The organism is Mangrovimonas sp. CR14 (assembly GCF_011764015.1).
Taxonomy (GTDB): Bacteria; Bacteroidota; Bacteroidia; order Flavobacteriales; family Flavobacteriaceae; genus Mangrovimonas; species Mangrovimonas futianensis.
The window spans coordinates 1-14,986 of the sequence record NZ_JAAFZY010000005.1; the positions used below are offsets into that span (position 1 = coordinate 1).

Genomic DNA, 14,986 nt, shown 5'->3' on the forward strand with positions numbered 1-14,986 from the left:
GCATTGTGGGAGAGTAGGTCGCCGCCTTTTTTGAAAGCACTTGTCATTTGACAGGTGCTTTTTTTGTTTTTAACAATATGGGAAAGAAATAATCTCCTTTACAATCTATATATAAATATTTATAGATAATGGTTATTCTAGCTAAACAACCAAAAGTGTGATTGATATACTTATCTTCTGGATAACTAACTAATTAGTTTATTGAAGGATACGTTGATTATATAGATCAACTATAGTAAAAATATATAGTTTGTAGGGCTCTCAGGGCCAGAACCGAAAATTCCCTCACATCTTACCATGTGATGAGCAATAGTATAATACTAAGCAGTATACTTAACTAGGTTTAAATGAAGCGTTTACTTATAGGGTAAGTGACCAAGCTCGCTCCAACTTTCTGAACTTGTGAAGTTCTCTTCGAAGTAACCATACATAATCACGTCCGTTGCTGTTGCAGTTTTCTAATCTTCTACAGCTATGATATAGACGGTTGGTTAGTCTTCTAACAGAGGCAATGTGTTTATATTTTTTCTCGCTACAGATTTCTTGTTCTGCTTTTGCAATTTCAGGAGCCAAAGAAATCGATTGTTGGACAATATCACCAGAAAAGTATATGTGACGATTTTCCTTTCCATCTGTGTAGATTTCAGAAAGATCATGATTCAAATAGCTGGAAATACTCCTTGAAAGGACAAATATTTCTAGTGCTTTTTGATAAATAGGTTGTTCTGTAAAATGTGATATCATATCTTTTCTAAGCAATTATTCAAAATTAGTGACAACTAATGAATTCCTGCTTTAAATATTAAATTAAAATGATATATTTACTTTAATATTTAATTAAGATGTTGACATGCCCATAGATAATTTAAACTGGAAAATCTTAAAATGTCTTCAAAGGAATGCTAGACTATCTCATACCGCTATAGGTAAGGAGGTAGGGATAAGTTCGCCAGCAGTATCAGAACGAATAAAGAAAATGGAAGATGCTGGAATTATAGAGGGATATTATACTGCAATATCTTATTTTGATGTAGGATATCAATTAAAGGCTATAATTACGATTAGAGCTTTTATGGGGAAATTAAAACCATTTTTGGAAAAGGTTAAAACCTTTGATGAAGTCATTAATTGTTATCGTATCACAGGCCATGAGAATATTGTAATGGTAGTAATATTTAAGAATCAAAAACATTTGGAAAGCTTTATAGATCAATTAATTGTCTATGGAGAAACCAAAACACAAATTGTTTTATCTGATGTCGTTAGAAATGGAGAGGTTAGACCTCTTTAAGAGTTTTGGATAAATTATTGGCTATCAGTTTAGCATGAATTATTGAATTTTCTATGAACCATTTGTGAGTTTCTTTACCTCCACAAATGACGCCAGCTAAGTAGATACCTTTTACATTACTTTCCATAGTTTCACTATTGTAGACTGGGATATCATGATGGTCCTTCTGTAATTGAATTCCTAAATTTTTAAGAAATTCAAAATTTGGTTGGTAGCCTGTTAAAGCTAAAACATAATCATTATTTATTGATTTTAATCCAGTAGGTGTTTTTATAATTATTTCTTTTTCTTTTATTTCGGTAACTTCAGAGTTATAGAAAACCTTAATGCTTCCTTCCTCAATTCGATTCAAAATATCTGGTCTGACCCAATATTTAACACGCTCTCCTATTTGATTTTTACGTATTATCATGGTGACATCTCCTCCTTTTCTCCAAATTTCAAGGGCCGCGTCAACAGATGAATTGCTTGCGCCAATGACAGCCACTTTTTGCATGGAATAAGGATGGGCCTCTTTATAATAATGAGCCACTTTATCCAAATTTTCTCCTGGAACATTTAATAATTTTGGAATGTCATAGAAGCCAGTTGCAACGATAACATTTTTTGCTTGAATGTCTTGTTTAGTGGTTTTAATTAAAAAATGAAGGCCTTGTTTCTTAACATAAACCACCTCTTCATATAAATTAATAGTCAAATCATTATTGGAAACAACTCTTCGGTAATACTCAAGAGCTTCATCTCTATTTGGTTTAGGATTTGTGCTCATAAACGGAATATTATCAATCTCCAACCGTTCAGAAGTGGAAAAGAAAGTCATTTTTAAAGGATAATTAAACAAGGAGTTTGTTAATGCTCCCTTGTCTAATACCAAATAATCCCAACCTTTTTTCTTACATTCAAGAGCACAAGCGATTCCGATAGGACCAGCTCCAATAATAACGACATCTTTCATAATTTATAATTCCATTTCAAAATGAGGGCCTAAATTTTTTCTTCTTTTCATGTGAAGATTAAGAAACATCAAAAGTAATACACATAGGACTGCTAAAAAAGTTATGAGTAACCAAGTTGTGTTAAAACCTAACCCATCCACCATATGTAAGCCGGCATTATGGGCAATAATGTGAGAAATAGAAAAAGCAACACTGTAAAGTGCCATGTATTCTCCTTGGTTTCCTCTTTTGGCCTGTTGTAATGCAAAAGCATTTGAGAAGGGAAAGGTTATCATTTCTCCAACAGACATTAAAACCATTCCAACAATTAAAATTCCTACCCAAGAGAACATGTTTAAAATAATAAAGCTTAAACCTGTTAAAAGTGCCCCAAAAAGCATCAACCCAGTTTTGGTAAAAGTTTTTGTTTCTAACCACTTAATTAATGGCATTTCTATTATAAAAATTAAAAAGCCGTTGAGTCCCAAAAGCAGTCCTATATATTTTTCATTTAAACCATACACCTCCTTGTAATATATGGGCATTGTGGAGAAATATTGTAGAAATATGACACCAAATAGAATCATGGCCAATAGGAAAATCATAAATGGGAAATCTGTAAAGGCTGATTTTGGTTGCATATTTTTATAGTCATCTAAAACTTTAACTTTTTTGGGATGCAATACTTTCAAAAGGACTAAGCTTGCTGCAATACAAGTAATACCATCCACCCAAAAAAGACCTCCATATGACATGGAAGTTATAATATAACCACCAATGGCTGGACCAGCAGAAAAACCAAGGTTTATTGCAAGTCTTATTAATGTAATAGATCTTGTTTTATTTTCAATTTTGCTATAGCTGTTTAGAGCTACAAACATGGCAGGTCTAAAAAGATCGGCAACGGTCATCACCAAAAATATTCCCAGGCAAATCAGATTGAAAGTTTTTAAAAACTGTAGCCAGATAAATAATATTCCTGATAAAAAAAGACTGAAAACCATGACTTTATAAAAGCCAATTTTATCAGTGAGTTTTCCTCCCAACCAAGATCCGGCTACTGATCCTAACCCAAAGGCACTCATAATCCATCCAACCTGTCCCAAGGAAAAATTTAGGTCAGTGGTTAAGTAAAGTGATAAAAATGGTATAACCATTGTACCCGCTCTATTGATTAGAGTAATCAAGGCCAACCACCAAACCTCTCTGGATAGACCAGAAAACGTATTGAAGTACATTTTTATTAATTTAATCATGACTCTAGGATATAAAAAAAGTCCAACTGTGAAGTTGGACTTTTTAAAATTGTTTTCGTTAACAGTTATAGCATAATCACAATAGTAAAACCATCCATCTTCCTGATTCAGAAGCGGTTCTTTGTTTGCAAATTGTGACGTAAGATTTCATTTGATTTTATTTTGTCAATCAAAACTAGTAAAAAATGTTTTAAGTTGTACTTTTAGAAACAAAAATAACGATGAAACTTTTTCAAATTTTCTTTCTATTATTAGCGATTTCTGCATGTTCCCAAAAAAGAGAGACTTTACCTGGAGACACAGAATGGCAAAAACAAATGAATGCTGATTTTAAAGATGCTACTAAATCACCTTTAAAAGAAAAGGATAGAAAATCGTTTAAAGGATTGGAATTTTTTTCTATTGATTCCATCTATGTTGTTGATGCGATACTTACAAGAACACCAGAAGAAAAGCCATTTAAAATGAAAACAACGACCGACAGGCTTGCCGACTATGTCAAATACGGAATTGTTCAGTTTGAAATTGAAGGCCAATCCTTTAAACTAGATATATATCAAAATTTAGGTTTAATGGAAAAGGAAGGCTATGAAGATTATTTATTTCTACCGTTTTTAGATAATACTAATGGCAAAGAAAGCTATGGTGGAGGCAGATATGTTGAAGCTCATATTCCAAAAGGGAATAATATTGTTATCAATTTTAATGAAGCCTACAATCCTTATTGTGCTTATAATGATAAATATTCGTGTCCTATTGTACCAAGGAATAATTACTTAAATAGGAAAATAGAAGCTGGCGTAAAAGCATATGATAAGCACTAAACTAAAGCCATTTTACAAGATACATTCCTGCAAAAACAGCTAAAAACCCTGTAATAAAACTGGCAATGGTATAAATAGCAAAGCTGGTGAAGTCTCCTGTTTTTAAAAACACATGATTTTCGTAAGCAAAGGTGGAGAAGGTTGTAAAGCCACCACAAAAGCCCGTTGCCATCAAAAGGGTTTGTTCATGAGATAGTCCATTATTTTTAGAGGCATATCCAAGTATCAATCCAATGAGAAGGCTACCTAAAATATTAGCTACAAACGTACCATATGGGATTCCTGTTTCTGAGCTGTTTAAGAATTTTCCAATTAAAAAGCGAAGGACACTACCCAGTCCGCCACCCAAAAAAACAAGAGCTAAGTGTTTCATTAAAACAATTATTCTGCTGGTTGTTCTATAGCCACATATAATTCTGTAATCCAGTTGGCAGGATTGGGCTCCCGAGTTGGATCGGTGACATAAGATTCAATCATTGGACCTGTTTCGGCGGATTTTAAATCGTATTGTTTTAAATAGGCCATGGTTTGGTCCCAAGCTTGAGAAAGGTTGCTGTAATCTCCTTTCAAGGTAGTTTTGACACCTTTAAAGGGATCCAATTGCCCCGTTAAAATATCCCCTTCAGGTATAATCACCCTATCAGTAGTAGGAACACAACAAGAAAACATAGTAGTGCCTAATGTTTCATCCCAAGAATGGTAAATAGTAAATGGCGGGCCTGCCATGGTAAGGTTATTTTTCATGGCATAGGAGCTTACTTCGGTCATCATTTTTTCAATAGCTGTGCTCATTTCATCGAATCTACTGGATGTGGTCTTATAAATGTAAAAACCACCTCCGTGTTCGGAAATACCATTCACTTTAATGTCAAATTTCTTCATGGCGGCCATGGATACACTATCTAATTTTTCTAGACCTCGTTCAAAATCGGGACCAACCATTTTATCGAAACCTCCACTTAATGCAGCAAAGCCTTTAAAAATAAATGGGAGGTTATCACCTGTCATGGTCCAAGTTACATTGGTTTTTCCATCATCTGTAGGTTCAAAATCCCACAAAATATGGGATGGTTCATAATCATCAAATTGGATTTCCTGTATGATAGATTTATCAGTGTTAGCTGAAAGAGTTTTCATTTTTCCAATACCATCTTTGCCTTCCCAAGAATAGGAGCCTCCTTCGCCTTCAGTTTTATCAGCATAAGCTAATTTGATTGTGGGCTCCTTTTCAATCCAAGGAGACCAAGCTTCCCATTTTTTTAAGTCAATGACTTCATCGTATACTACCGACGGTGGAGCGTCAATGGTTTTGGTTCTAGAAACTTCATAGGAGTTTGGTTGAACAGCTACATAAATGGCAACACCAATAAAAGCTATAAGTAGTATAAAAACTATTAATTTAAGGAATTTCATTAGAGAGAGTTGATTGTTAACAATCAAAGATAATCAATTTTACAAACATGTATGAAATGCTTAATTTTGTGGGAATACTAATTTAATTAAAATGATGTTTAAAACAAGTTTAAGGTTAATGCTGGTACTTCTACTAGTATTATCATGTGGTAAAGAAAAGTCTGAGCCAGAAGTAATGGTTACAGAGGAAAAATCAGAATCCTTTGAGTACGTTGTTGATCAATTTGCTGACCTTAAAATTTTAAGGTATCAAATTCCTGGATGGGAACAATTAAGTCTAAAAGAGCAAAAATTGGTTTATTATTTAACCCAAGCCGGTTTATCAGGTCGAGATATTATCTGGGATCAAAACTACCGACATAATTTAACAATCAGAAAAGCTTTAGAGACGGTTTACTCTGATTTTTCTGGAGATAAAAATACTGAGGAGTGGAAGGCTTTTGAAGAATACTTAAAGCGTGTTTGGTTTAGTAATGGAATTCACCACCATTATTCCAACATGAAAATTAAACCAGGATTTTCAGCAGATTATCTAAAAGAACTATTAGCAGCTTCTGGAGCAACTTTAGAAGGAGATGCATTTGATGTTATATTTAATGAAAATGACTCAAAAAAAGTGAATTTGGCTCAAGGTGTTGATAATATTGCTGTTTCTGCCACCAACTTTTATGGTCCTAATGTGACTAGTTCTGATGTAGAAACTTTTTACGGGAACATGAAATCCCCAAATCCTGAAAAGCCATTGTCATTTGGTTTAAATGCGCAATTGGTCAAAGAAAATGGAGTGGTCAAAGAACGTGTTTATAAATCTGGAGGTTTATATGGAGCAGCCATTGATGAAATTATTAAGTGGTTGGAATTGGCCAAGGGAGTTGCCGAAAATCAACCACAGGCCGATGCTTTAGGATTATTGATTGAGTATTATAAAAGTGGTGATTTAAAAACTTGGGACGACTACAATGTGACTTGGACAGCTGCTACAGAAGGTAATGTGGACTATATAAATAGTTTTATAGAGGTTTATAATGATCCGTTAGGGTATAAAGGGTCTTATGAAAGTATCATTCAAATTAAGGATTTTGACATGTCTCAAAAAATGGCAGTGCTTTCAGAAAATGCCCAATGGTTTGAAGATAATTCTCCATTAATGGATGATCATAAGAAGAAAAATGTCGTTGGAGTAAGCTACAAGGTTGTCAATGTAGCTGGAGAGTCTGGAGATGCTTCTCCCAGTACCCCTATAGGGGTCAACTTGCCAAACTCTAGTTGGATTAGAAAAGAGGTAGGTAGTAAATCTGTTTCCTTGGGAAATATTATCCACTCTTATAACAACGCAGGAAGCACTGGTAGGTTAAAGGAATTTTCCAATGACGAAGAAGAAGTTATGTTGGAAGAGAAGTATGGTCAATTGGCCGATAAACTTCATACAGCATTACACGAGGTGATAGGACATGCTTCAGGACAATTGAATCCAGGTGTTGGAACAACCAAAGAAACTCTAAAAAATTATGCATCAACCTTGGAAGAAGGTCGAGCTGATTTAGTAGGATTATATTATTTATACAGCCCAAAATTGCAAGAATTAGGATTAGTTGATGATTGGAAATCTGTAGGGAAGGCTGCATATGATGGGTACATAAGAAATGGTTTGATGACTCAACTTATTCGATTGGAATTGGGTGATGATGTTGAAGAGGCCCATATGAGAAACCGCCAATGGGTGAGTGCCTGGGTTTTTGAAAAGGGAAAGAAAGATAACGTGATTGAAAAAGTATCCAGAGATGGGAAAACGTATTTCAATATCAATGATTATGAAAAGCTTCACGAATTATTTGGGGAACTATTAAGAGAAACACAACGTATTAAATCTGAAGGTGATTTCAATGCAGTTCAAGAACTTGTGGAGACTTATGGAGTCAAAGTAGATCAAGATTTGCACTCTGAGATTTTAGAAAGAAATAAACAATTTAATTCAGCCCCTTACAGTGGTTTTGTAAATCCTGTATTGGTTCCAGAGATGGATGATCAAGGAGAAATTATCGCCATTAAAGTAACGCAACCGGATTCCTTTGAGGAACAAATGATGAATTACAGTAAACTATATCATTTTTTACCAGAGGTAAATTAAGTTATATGTTGAGACAAAAAAGAAAGAGGATGTGAAAACATCCTCTTTTTTATTTTTAGTTATTGGTTTACATGAATATAAACTTCAACATGGCAATAAAAGCAATAAACGATATAAAAGCAATCAAAACCCATATGGTACCTTTGTAGTATTTTTTATGAAGTTTTAAATCTCGTCTGTAAGTATAAGCAATCACTACAAAAAACACAACTGCAAATAAAATTGCAAAAACCCATTGTCCTTTACTGAACATATATTTATTTTTAAGCAAAAATAGACAAACAAGATATAATTATTGTGAAATGAAAGATAAAATTGAAGCCGTTAAACAATTCCATACAGCCTTTAAATTGGGATATTTAGAAGCGCCTAAGGCAGATCTCGGACAGGATAAAAATTTACTTCGCTACAAGTTGATGCGTGAAGAGAATGAAGAATATTTGGAAGCTGCCAATAACAATGATTTAGTAGAGGTCGCAGACGCTTTAGGAGATATGTTATATATATTATGTGGTACCATAATAGAACATGGACTTCAACATAAAATAGAAGAAGTCTTTGAAGAAATACAAAGAAGTAATTTGAGTAAATTAGGTTCTGACGGGGAGCCTATTTATAGAGAAGATGGTAAAGTTTTAAAAGGGCCTAATTATTTTAAACCAGATATAGAAACCATTCTTAACAAATAAAAAAAACGGAACCTTTAAGGTTCCGTTTTTTTTACTAGTCAACTTTGACTCTCCAACCAAATGGGTCTTCTGAGCGATTATATTGTATATCGGTAATTAATTTTTTCAATTTACTAGCATAACTATCTGTTAATTCTGGAAGATCATAGTCTGTTCCTTCATAGCCAAAGCCTGCAATAGGAGAAATAACGGCTGCGGTTCCAGATCCAAACATTTCTTTAAGTGAACCTTTCTCGGCAGCTTCAATAATTTCCTTAACAGAAACTTTTCTAACCTCTACAGGGATGCCATTGGCTTTTGCAATTTCAATAATACTTTTTCGGGTTATTCCGTCTAAAATTCTATCACTTGTAGGAGCGGTTAATAAGGTGTCGTTAATTCGAACAAAAATGTTCATAGCACCAGCTTCCTCAATAAACTCATGGGTGTTATCGTCTGTCCAGATAACTTGGTTATATCCTTTTTCGATGGCTAATTGAGTTGGATAAAATTGACCAGCATAATTTCCGCCAGCTTTTGCATATCCTACACCACCATTAGCCGATCTCGAGTATTTTTGCTCAATAGCTACTTTAACTTTTCCAGAGAAATAAGAACCAGAAGGAGCAGTAGCAATAATAAAAGTATACTCCTCAGCTGGTGAGGCATGGAAGCCATTTCCTGAAGCAAAAATAAAAGGTCTAATGTAAAGAGAACTGCCACTGTCTGTGGGTATCCAATCGGCATCTACCTTTAATAGCGTTTTTAATCCTTCCATGAAGTAGTCTTCTGGTACTTCTGGGATGGCTAATCTTTTAGCAGAAATATTCAAACGCTTGCAGTTATCTTCTGGTCTAAATAAATAGATATCATTATTCTCATCTTTATAGGCTTTCATTCCTTCAAAGACAGATTGACCATAGTGAAAAATCTTACTTGCAGGATCCAAAGTAAGGGGTTGATATGGTACAACTTTAGGCTCATTCCAAGAACCATTCTTGTAATGGCAAATTAGCATGTGATCAGAAAAAACTTTTCCGAATGATAAATTGTCAAAATCAGTTTCAGATAATTTTGAGTTCTTGGTTTTTTCAACCTTAATGTTTTTAGCTAAAATTGTAGACATTTTTTAAAAGTTTAAGAAGAGGCAAAAATACTGAATTTAAGCCTGATATAAAACTTAATGTTTACTTAAAAATACAGTATATTTGGCCCTAAATACTTTAATATTAAGCTATCATGAAACATCTTTTAAAAATTTTATTTATTACATTATTTATTATTTCCTGTAAAAACGGAGGGGAAAATAGTCCAGAACCTTCTGAGGCTCAGGATGAAATAGCCTATGTGTCTTTTGGTGAAAAAATTCAAGCCGATCAGGCCTTGGCCGCTAAGGAGATGAATGAAAAATTTAAAGATTTAACACCAGGAGATAGTGTTCGGGTTAAAATGACTTCTAAGGTAAATGGTGTTTGTCAAACTAAAGGTTGCTGGATGCGTTTGGATCTTGGAAATGAAGAAGAAGTCATGGTGAAGTTTAAAGATTACGGATTTTTTATGCCAAAAAATATTGCAGGCCAAGAGGTAATTATTGATGGTACTGCTTTTGTTGATGAAATGACCGTAGAAGAGCAAAAACACTATGCTCAAGATGCTGGTAAATCTGAAGAAGAAATAGCAGCTATTACTGAACCAAAAAGAACCTACACCTTTGTTGCTGACGGTGTTTTACTAAAAGAAGAATAATGAGAATACCAAGTATAGTCATCGTTCTTTTAATCTTTGCTACTGCTTGCAAAAGCAAGGAGACGGAAACACCAAAAGATAAAAAGGTCTATGATATGTATGAATTTTCAGAGATGGCTCTTTTGATGGAGCAAATGTATGGACATAATCAAAGAATCAAACAGGAAATTTTGGAGGGAAAAATTCCCACGACATTTCCTGTCGATTTTTTAAGAATTCACTCAGCAGAGATGACTAAGCCTGAAGAGCGTAATGCTAATTTTGAGGCATTTTCCAAAGTGTTTTTAGAAGCACAAAAGGAAATTTTTAATGATTCATCTAAAGTGTCTTTACCCGACAGGTTCAACACCATGGTAGATGCCTGTATTTCATGCCATCAAACTTCATGTACGGGGCCAATTCCAAGGATCAATAAATTACGTATCCAATAGTTTGAAACGTCAAATAATTACAACGGGTGATGGTTCAAAAACCATTCAAATTGAAGAGTGGAATGAGCAGTATCATTCTGTCCATGGCGCCATTCAAGAGGCAAAGCACGTTTTTTTAAAGCATGGTTTACATTATTTTTTAGATCAGGGACAAGTTGTAAATGATGACGGTAAAACCCTTTCTCAAAATGTTTCAATTTTAGAAATAGGTTTTGGTACGGGTTTGAATGCGTTTTTGACACTTTTGGAATCAAAGTCCAATAATTTACTTATAAATTATGTTGGCGTTGAAGCTTATCCCGTTTCTGAAACTGAAATTTCAGAATTGAATTATCCAGATCAACTTCAATTAGAAAAAGGTTCAGATTTATTCGAAAGGTTGCATCAAGTATCATGGGAGAGACCTCATTTAATTACTTCAGGTTTTCAACTTACCAAAATTCAAAAATTCTTTCATCAGATCACATTTAAGGAAACATTTGATATTATTTACTTTGATGCCTTTGGGTCTCGGGTTCAGCCCGAATTGTGGACGGAGTCAATTTTTGAAATAATGTTTTTAGCATTAAAAAGCGGTGGAGTTTTGGTCACTTATTCGGCAAAAGGTTCTGTGAGAAGAGCTATGCAAGCTGTAGGGTTTTTGGTCGAAAAATTACCTGGTCCACCAGGAAAACGAGAAATGCTAAGAGCGGTCAAGCCTTTTTCTTAAATTTTTTTTGAATAGATTATTTTCTGTTAAAAGTTTCAAATAGTCGTGTTAAACCTAAATTAAATGATACAAGTATACTCTTACAAATATGTACCTTTGTTGACATATATTGTGAGTTTATGAGGGTTTTAATTACAGGAGCGACTGGTTTAGTGGGGAAGGAGATAGTAAAAAAATGTCTTGAGAATGATATTTCCGTTCATTATTTGACAACTTCAAAACATAAACTTCAAAATCAAAAAAATTATAAAGGATTTTACTGGAATCCTTCCAAAAATGAATTGGATGCAGGTTGTTTTGATGGTGTTGATGCCATAATCAATCTTGCTGGTGCCACTATTGGAAGTCGATGGACCAAAAGCAACAAACAAGCTATTTTAGAGAGTAGGACCCAGAGTCTTCATGTTTTGAAGGAGGCCCTGTCAAAACATGATCATTTAATAAGCCACCTTATTACAGCCAGCGCCATTGGAATTTATAAGGATTCCTTGACCAAATATTATGAAGAAGGATGCAACCATTTATCAGGTAATTTTCTAGGGATGGTTGTTAAGAATTGGGAAGCAGCTGCAGATGAATTCATGGATTTGGGAATAGCCGTTGCAAAAGTAAGAATCGGTTTAGTACTCGATACTAACTCTGGAGCCTTACCGCAAATGGTAAAGCCAATTAAATATGGTTTGGGCGCTGTTTTTGGTAAAGGCAATCAATGGCAATCTTGGATTCATATTGAAGATTTGGCTGATATTTTTGTTTATATTTTAAGAGAAGAATTGCATGGGGTATATAATGGAGTAGCTCCAAACCCCGTCACCAATCACGAACTAACACATTCTATCGCTAATGTTTTAGATAGGCCATTATGGTTGCCAAATATTCCTAAAGTTTTGATGAAAACAATCCTTGGAGAAATGCATATACTATTGTTTGAGAGCCAAAGGGTGAGTAGTAAAAAAATAGAAGAAAGAGGTTTTGAATTCAGTTTTCCAAATTTAAATCCAGCACTTCAGGATTTGTTAAAATAAAGAAGCCAGCTATAAAGCTGGCTTTTCTTCTAAATTTATATAAAATGTATTAAGACTTATTAGCAGTTAAGCTAATTTTTAATTCTACATCATCGTTAATAAATTTATCTCCTAAATCATCAAAAAATGATTTAGAGCCATATTTTACATTCCACTTAGAACGATCAATGCTGAAAGTTTCACTTGTTAAAGTCACGCTATCTTCAGTTTCATTCAAAGTAACTGGAATTGTAATGTTATTAGTAGCATCTTTCATTTTTAAATTTCCAGAAAGCATTAAAGCACCATCTTTTTTCTCAGATCCTGTTACAGTGAATTCTGAAGTTGGGAATGCTTCAACATCAAAGAAGTCTGCACTTTTCAAGTGACCAGTTAACTTTCCGTTCATTTCATCCTCTACAGGAATATCATTAACTTCCAAAGATCCCATGTCTACCTTGAAAGTTCCGCTTTCAACCAATCCGTCTTTAACAGTTAAAACACCACTTTCTAGAGCAATAACTCCATGGTGCGATCCGGTTGGTTTGAAACCTTTCCAAGTAATGGTAGAGGCAGTAGTATCTACGGTATATTCAGTTGAAACGACAGTTGCTTCGGCTGTTTCTTCGGCTGCTGTAGTCTCTGCTTCTTTTGCTTTTTTACATCCAACAATAGCCATGGTAATAGCCACTACCATTAATACATTTAAAATTCGGTTTTTCATAATACAGGTTTTGTTTTAGTGTTAAGTGTAAAAGTAAACATTGGTCAATAATTTTTACATAAAAAAATATTAAAATTCTTTGGTGACATTTTGACATTTTTCCAATAATGGCAGTACTTTTGCCAAACTAATTTGAGAATTTAACGTTGAGTTAGAACCATGAGCAAGAAAGATAAAAAAGCTAAAGATTTGACAGATAATCAAGTGGAAGAACAAAATGTGGCCACAGAACAAGTAGAGCAAGCTTCAGAAATTTCTACAGAAGAAAAACTCCAAGAAGAGTTAAAGTTAGAAAAAGATAAGTTTTTAAGGTTGTTTGCAGAGTTTGAAAATTATAAAAGACGTACTTCCAAAGAGCGAATTGAACTTTTCAAGACAGCTAGTCAGGATGTCATGGTGGCCTTGTTGCCAGTTCTTGATGATTTTGAGAGGGCTTATAATGAAATTGCAAAAACCGAGGAAAAAGAACTTCTCAAAGGAGTCGAATTGATTAACAACAAACTTAGAAACGTTCTTAAAGGTAAAGGTTTGATGGAAATTGAATTGAACCAAGGGGATGATTTCAATGCAGATGATCACGAAGCGGTTACTCAAATACCAGCCCCGTCAGACGATTTGAAAGGAAAGATCATTGATGTTGTTGAAAAGGGATATAAATTAGGTGATAAGGTAATTAGATTTCCTAAAGTTGTAACTGGAAAATAAGATATGGCAAAGAGAGATTATTACGAAATATTAGGAATAGATAAAAGTGCCAATGCCTCTGAGATAAAGAAGGCTTATAGAAAGATGGCATTAAAATATCACCCAGATAAAAATCCGGATGACAAGGATGCTGAGGCCAAATTTAAAGAGGCTGCAGAAGCTTATGAAGTTTTGAGTGATGCTGATAAAAAGGCCAAGTATGATCAGTTTGGACACCAAGCATTTGATGGTGCAGGCGGATTTGGCTCTGGAGGTATGAACATGGATGATATCTTTAGTCAATTTGGAGATATTTTTGGAGGAGCTTTTGGAGGTGGAGGTTTTTCTGGTTTCTCTGGATTTGGAGGAGGTCAGCAAGTAAGGCGAGTAAAAGGAAGTAACCTAAGAATTCGCGTTAAGCTTACTCTGGAAGAAATAGCCAATGGTGTAGAAAAGAAAGTTAAGGTTAAAAGGAAAGTTCAAGCTAAAGGAACCACATATAAAACTTGTGGAACTTGTAATGGTTCTGGGCAAGTTACCAGAATAACCAATACCATTTTAGGTAGAATGCAAACAGCGACCACTTGTAACGTTTGTGGTGGCGCAGGTCAAGTTATTGATAAAAAGCCTTCAGAAGCAGACGCTCACGGTATGATTGTTAAGGAAGAAACCGTAGCCATTAAAATACCTGCGGGAGTTGTAGACGGAATGCAGTTAAAAGTTTCTGGAAAAGGGAATGAAGCTCCAGGAAATGGAATTGCTGGTGATTTGTTAGTTGCCATTGAAGAAGCTAGACATGAAACCTTGCAACGTGAGGGGGATAATCTTCATTACGACTTGTATGTTAGTTTGCCAGATGCGGTCTTGGGTACATCTAAAGAGATAGACACCGTGACAGGTAAGGTACGTATCAAAATTGAAGCAGGAGTGCAATCTGGGAAGATTTTGAGATTGAGGGGAAAAGGAATTCCGAGTATCAATGGATATGGCAAAGGAGATTTATTGGTGCATGTCAATGTATGGACTCCAAAGAATCTGAATAAACAGCAGAAAGAGTTTTTTGAATCCATGAAGGATGATGAAAACTTCACTCCTAAGCCAGAAAGTGGTGATAAATCATTTTTTGAAAAGGTAAAAGACATGTTTTCTTAAAGGAAATTGAAATAGAAATAA

At 34.5% G+C, this 14,986-nt stretch carries 18 protein-coding genes; 10 read left to right on the forward strand and 8 right to left on the reverse strand.

Features of this window, described 5'->3' with window-relative positions; genetic code table 11:
• Positions 1-360: 360 nt before the first annotated feature.
• Positions 361-744 carry a hypothetical protein gene (locus GZ212_RS10730; RefSeq protein ID WP_053971541.1) on the reverse strand — a complete coding sequence of 128 codons (384 nt, stop codon included), beginning with the start codon at positions 742-744 and terminating at the stop codon, positions 361-363.
• Positions 745-850: 106 nt separating this feature from the next.
• Between GZ212_RS10730 and GZ212_RS10735 the strand changes: the two genes are divergently transcribed.
• Positions 851-1,291, forward strand: coding sequence for an Lrp/AsnC family transcriptional regulator (locus GZ212_RS10735; protein WP_053971542.1), 441 nt, complete (start codon positions 851-853; stop codon positions 1,289-1,291).
• Here GZ212_RS10735 and GZ212_RS10740 read toward each other — a convergent pair.
• The gene (locus tag GZ212_RS10740) at positions 1,278-2,246 is read right to left on the reverse strand and encodes a YpdA family putative bacillithiol disulfide reductase (protein ID WP_166959960.1); all 969 of its coding nucleotides are present in this window, start codon (positions 2,244-2,246) and stop codon (positions 1,278-1,280) included. The genes GZ212_RS10735 and GZ212_RS10740 overlap by 14 nt on opposite strands.
• Positions 2,247-2,249: 3 nt before the next feature.
• Entirely contained in the window at positions 2,250-3,482 is a 1,233-nt protein-coding gene (locus GZ212_RS10745) for an MFS transporter (RefSeq protein WP_166959963.1), read from the reverse strand.
• Between the two features lie 221 nt (positions 3,483-3,703).
• On the opposite strand from GZ212_RS10745, the gene GZ212_RS10750 reads away from it, so the two are divergent.
• Entirely contained in the window at positions 3,704-4,306 is a 603-nt protein-coding gene (locus tag GZ212_RS10750; RefSeq protein WP_166959966.1) for a DUF1684 domain-containing protein, read from the forward strand.
• A 1-nt stretch (position 4,307) separates the two neighbouring features.
• Here GZ212_RS10750 and crcB read toward each other — a convergent pair whose 3' ends face one another.
• Both crcB and GZ212_RS10760 read right to left on the reverse strand, forming a co-directional pair.
• Complete coding sequence (gene crcB / locus GZ212_RS10755) at positions 4,308-4,679, reverse strand: fluoride efflux transporter CrcB (protein ID WP_166959969.1); 372 nt, start codon at positions 4,677-4,679, stop codon at positions 4,308-4,310.
• Positions 4,680-4,687: 8 nt separating this feature from the next.
• Positions 4,688-5,719 (reverse strand): SRPBCC family protein, encoded by a 1,032-nt coding sequence (locus GZ212_RS10760; RefSeq protein WP_166959972.1) that lies wholly within the window; start codon positions 5,717-5,719, stop codon positions 4,688-4,690.
• 118 nt (positions 5,720-5,837) lie between these two features.
• On the opposite strand from GZ212_RS10760, the gene GZ212_RS10765 reads away from it, so the two are divergent.
• Positions 5,838-7,847, forward strand: a complete 2,010-nt coding sequence (locus GZ212_RS10765; RefSeq protein WP_240923803.1) for a dipeptidyl peptidase 3 — start codon at positions 5,838-5,840, stop codon at positions 7,845-7,847.
• A gap of 67 nt (positions 7,848-7,914) precedes the next feature.
• Here GZ212_RS10765 and GZ212_RS10770 read toward each other — a convergent pair whose 3' ends face one another.
• Positions 7,915-8,100: a hypothetical protein gene (locus GZ212_RS10770; RefSeq protein ID WP_166959978.1), complete on the reverse strand. Its 186-nt coding sequence runs from the start codon at positions 8,098-8,100 to the stop codon at positions 7,915-7,917.
• Positions 8,101-8,149: 49 nt separating this feature from the next.
• Between GZ212_RS10770 and GZ212_RS10775 the strand changes: the two genes are divergently transcribed.
• The gene (locus GZ212_RS10775) at positions 8,150-8,536 is read left to right on the forward strand and encodes a nucleoside triphosphate pyrophosphohydrolase family protein (RefSeq protein ID WP_166959981.1); all 387 of its coding nucleotides are present in this window, start codon (positions 8,150-8,152) and stop codon (positions 8,534-8,536) included.
• Between the two features lie 34 nt (positions 8,537-8,570).
• Here the strand turns inward: GZ212_RS10775 and GZ212_RS10780 are convergent, their stop codons facing one another.
• A complete protein-coding gene (locus tag GZ212_RS10780; RefSeq protein ID WP_166959984.1) occupies positions 8,571-9,641 on the reverse strand; it encodes a branched-chain amino acid aminotransferase in 1,071 nt (356 codons plus the stop codon).
• A 113-nt stretch (positions 9,642-9,754) separates the two neighbouring features.
• On the opposite strand from GZ212_RS10780, the gene GZ212_RS10785 reads away from it, so the two are divergent.
• The 4 genes from GZ212_RS10785 (at position 9,755) to GZ212_RS10800 (ending at position 12,426) form a co-directional block, all read left to right on the forward strand.
• Positions 9,755-10,261 carry a DUF4920 domain-containing protein gene (locus tag GZ212_RS10785; protein ID WP_166960023.1) on the forward strand — a complete coding sequence of 169 codons (507 nt, stop codon included), beginning with the start codon at positions 9,755-9,757 and terminating at the stop codon, positions 10,259-10,261.
• Entirely contained in the window at positions 10,261-10,692 is a 432-nt protein-coding gene (locus GZ212_RS10790; protein WP_053971553.1) for a hypothetical protein, read from the forward strand. Before GZ212_RS10785 ends, GZ212_RS10790 begins: the two co-directional genes overlap by 1 nt.
• A gap of 1 nt (position 10,693) precedes the next feature.
• Positions 10,694-11,401: a tRNA (5-methylaminomethyl-2-thiouridine)(34)-methyltransferase MnmD gene (gene mnmD / locus GZ212_RS10795; RefSeq protein ID WP_166960026.1), complete on the forward strand. Its 708-nt coding sequence runs from the start codon at positions 10,694-10,696 to the stop codon at positions 11,399-11,401.
• Positions 11,402-11,520: 119 nt separating this feature from the next.
• Positions 11,521-12,426 carry a TIGR01777 family oxidoreductase gene (locus GZ212_RS10800; protein ID WP_166960029.1) on the forward strand — a complete coding sequence of 302 codons (906 nt, stop codon included), beginning with the start codon at positions 11,521-11,523 and terminating at the stop codon, positions 12,424-12,426.
• 49 nt (positions 12,427-12,475) lie between these two features.
• Here the strand turns inward: GZ212_RS10800 and GZ212_RS10805 are convergent, their stop codons facing one another.
• Positions 12,476-13,129 (reverse strand): YceI family protein, encoded by a 654-nt coding sequence (locus GZ212_RS10805; protein WP_166960032.1) that lies wholly within the window; start codon positions 13,127-13,129, stop codon positions 12,476-12,478.
• Positions 13,130-13,288: 159 nt separating this feature from the next.
• On the opposite strand from GZ212_RS10805, the gene GZ212_RS10810 reads away from it, so the two are divergent.
• Together GZ212_RS10810 and dnaJ are read left to right on the forward strand one after the other, a co-directional pair.
• A complete protein-coding gene (locus GZ212_RS10810) occupies positions 13,289-13,834 on the forward strand; it encodes a nucleotide exchange factor GrpE (protein ID WP_053971557.1) in 546 nt (181 codons plus the stop codon).
• 3 nt (positions 13,835-13,837) lie between these two features.
• Complete coding sequence (gene dnaJ / locus GZ212_RS10815) at positions 13,838-14,965, forward strand: molecular chaperone DnaJ (RefSeq protein WP_053971558.1); 1,128 nt, start codon at positions 13,838-13,840, stop codon at positions 14,963-14,965.
• The last annotated feature ends 21 nt before the right edge of the window (positions 14,966-14,986 follow it).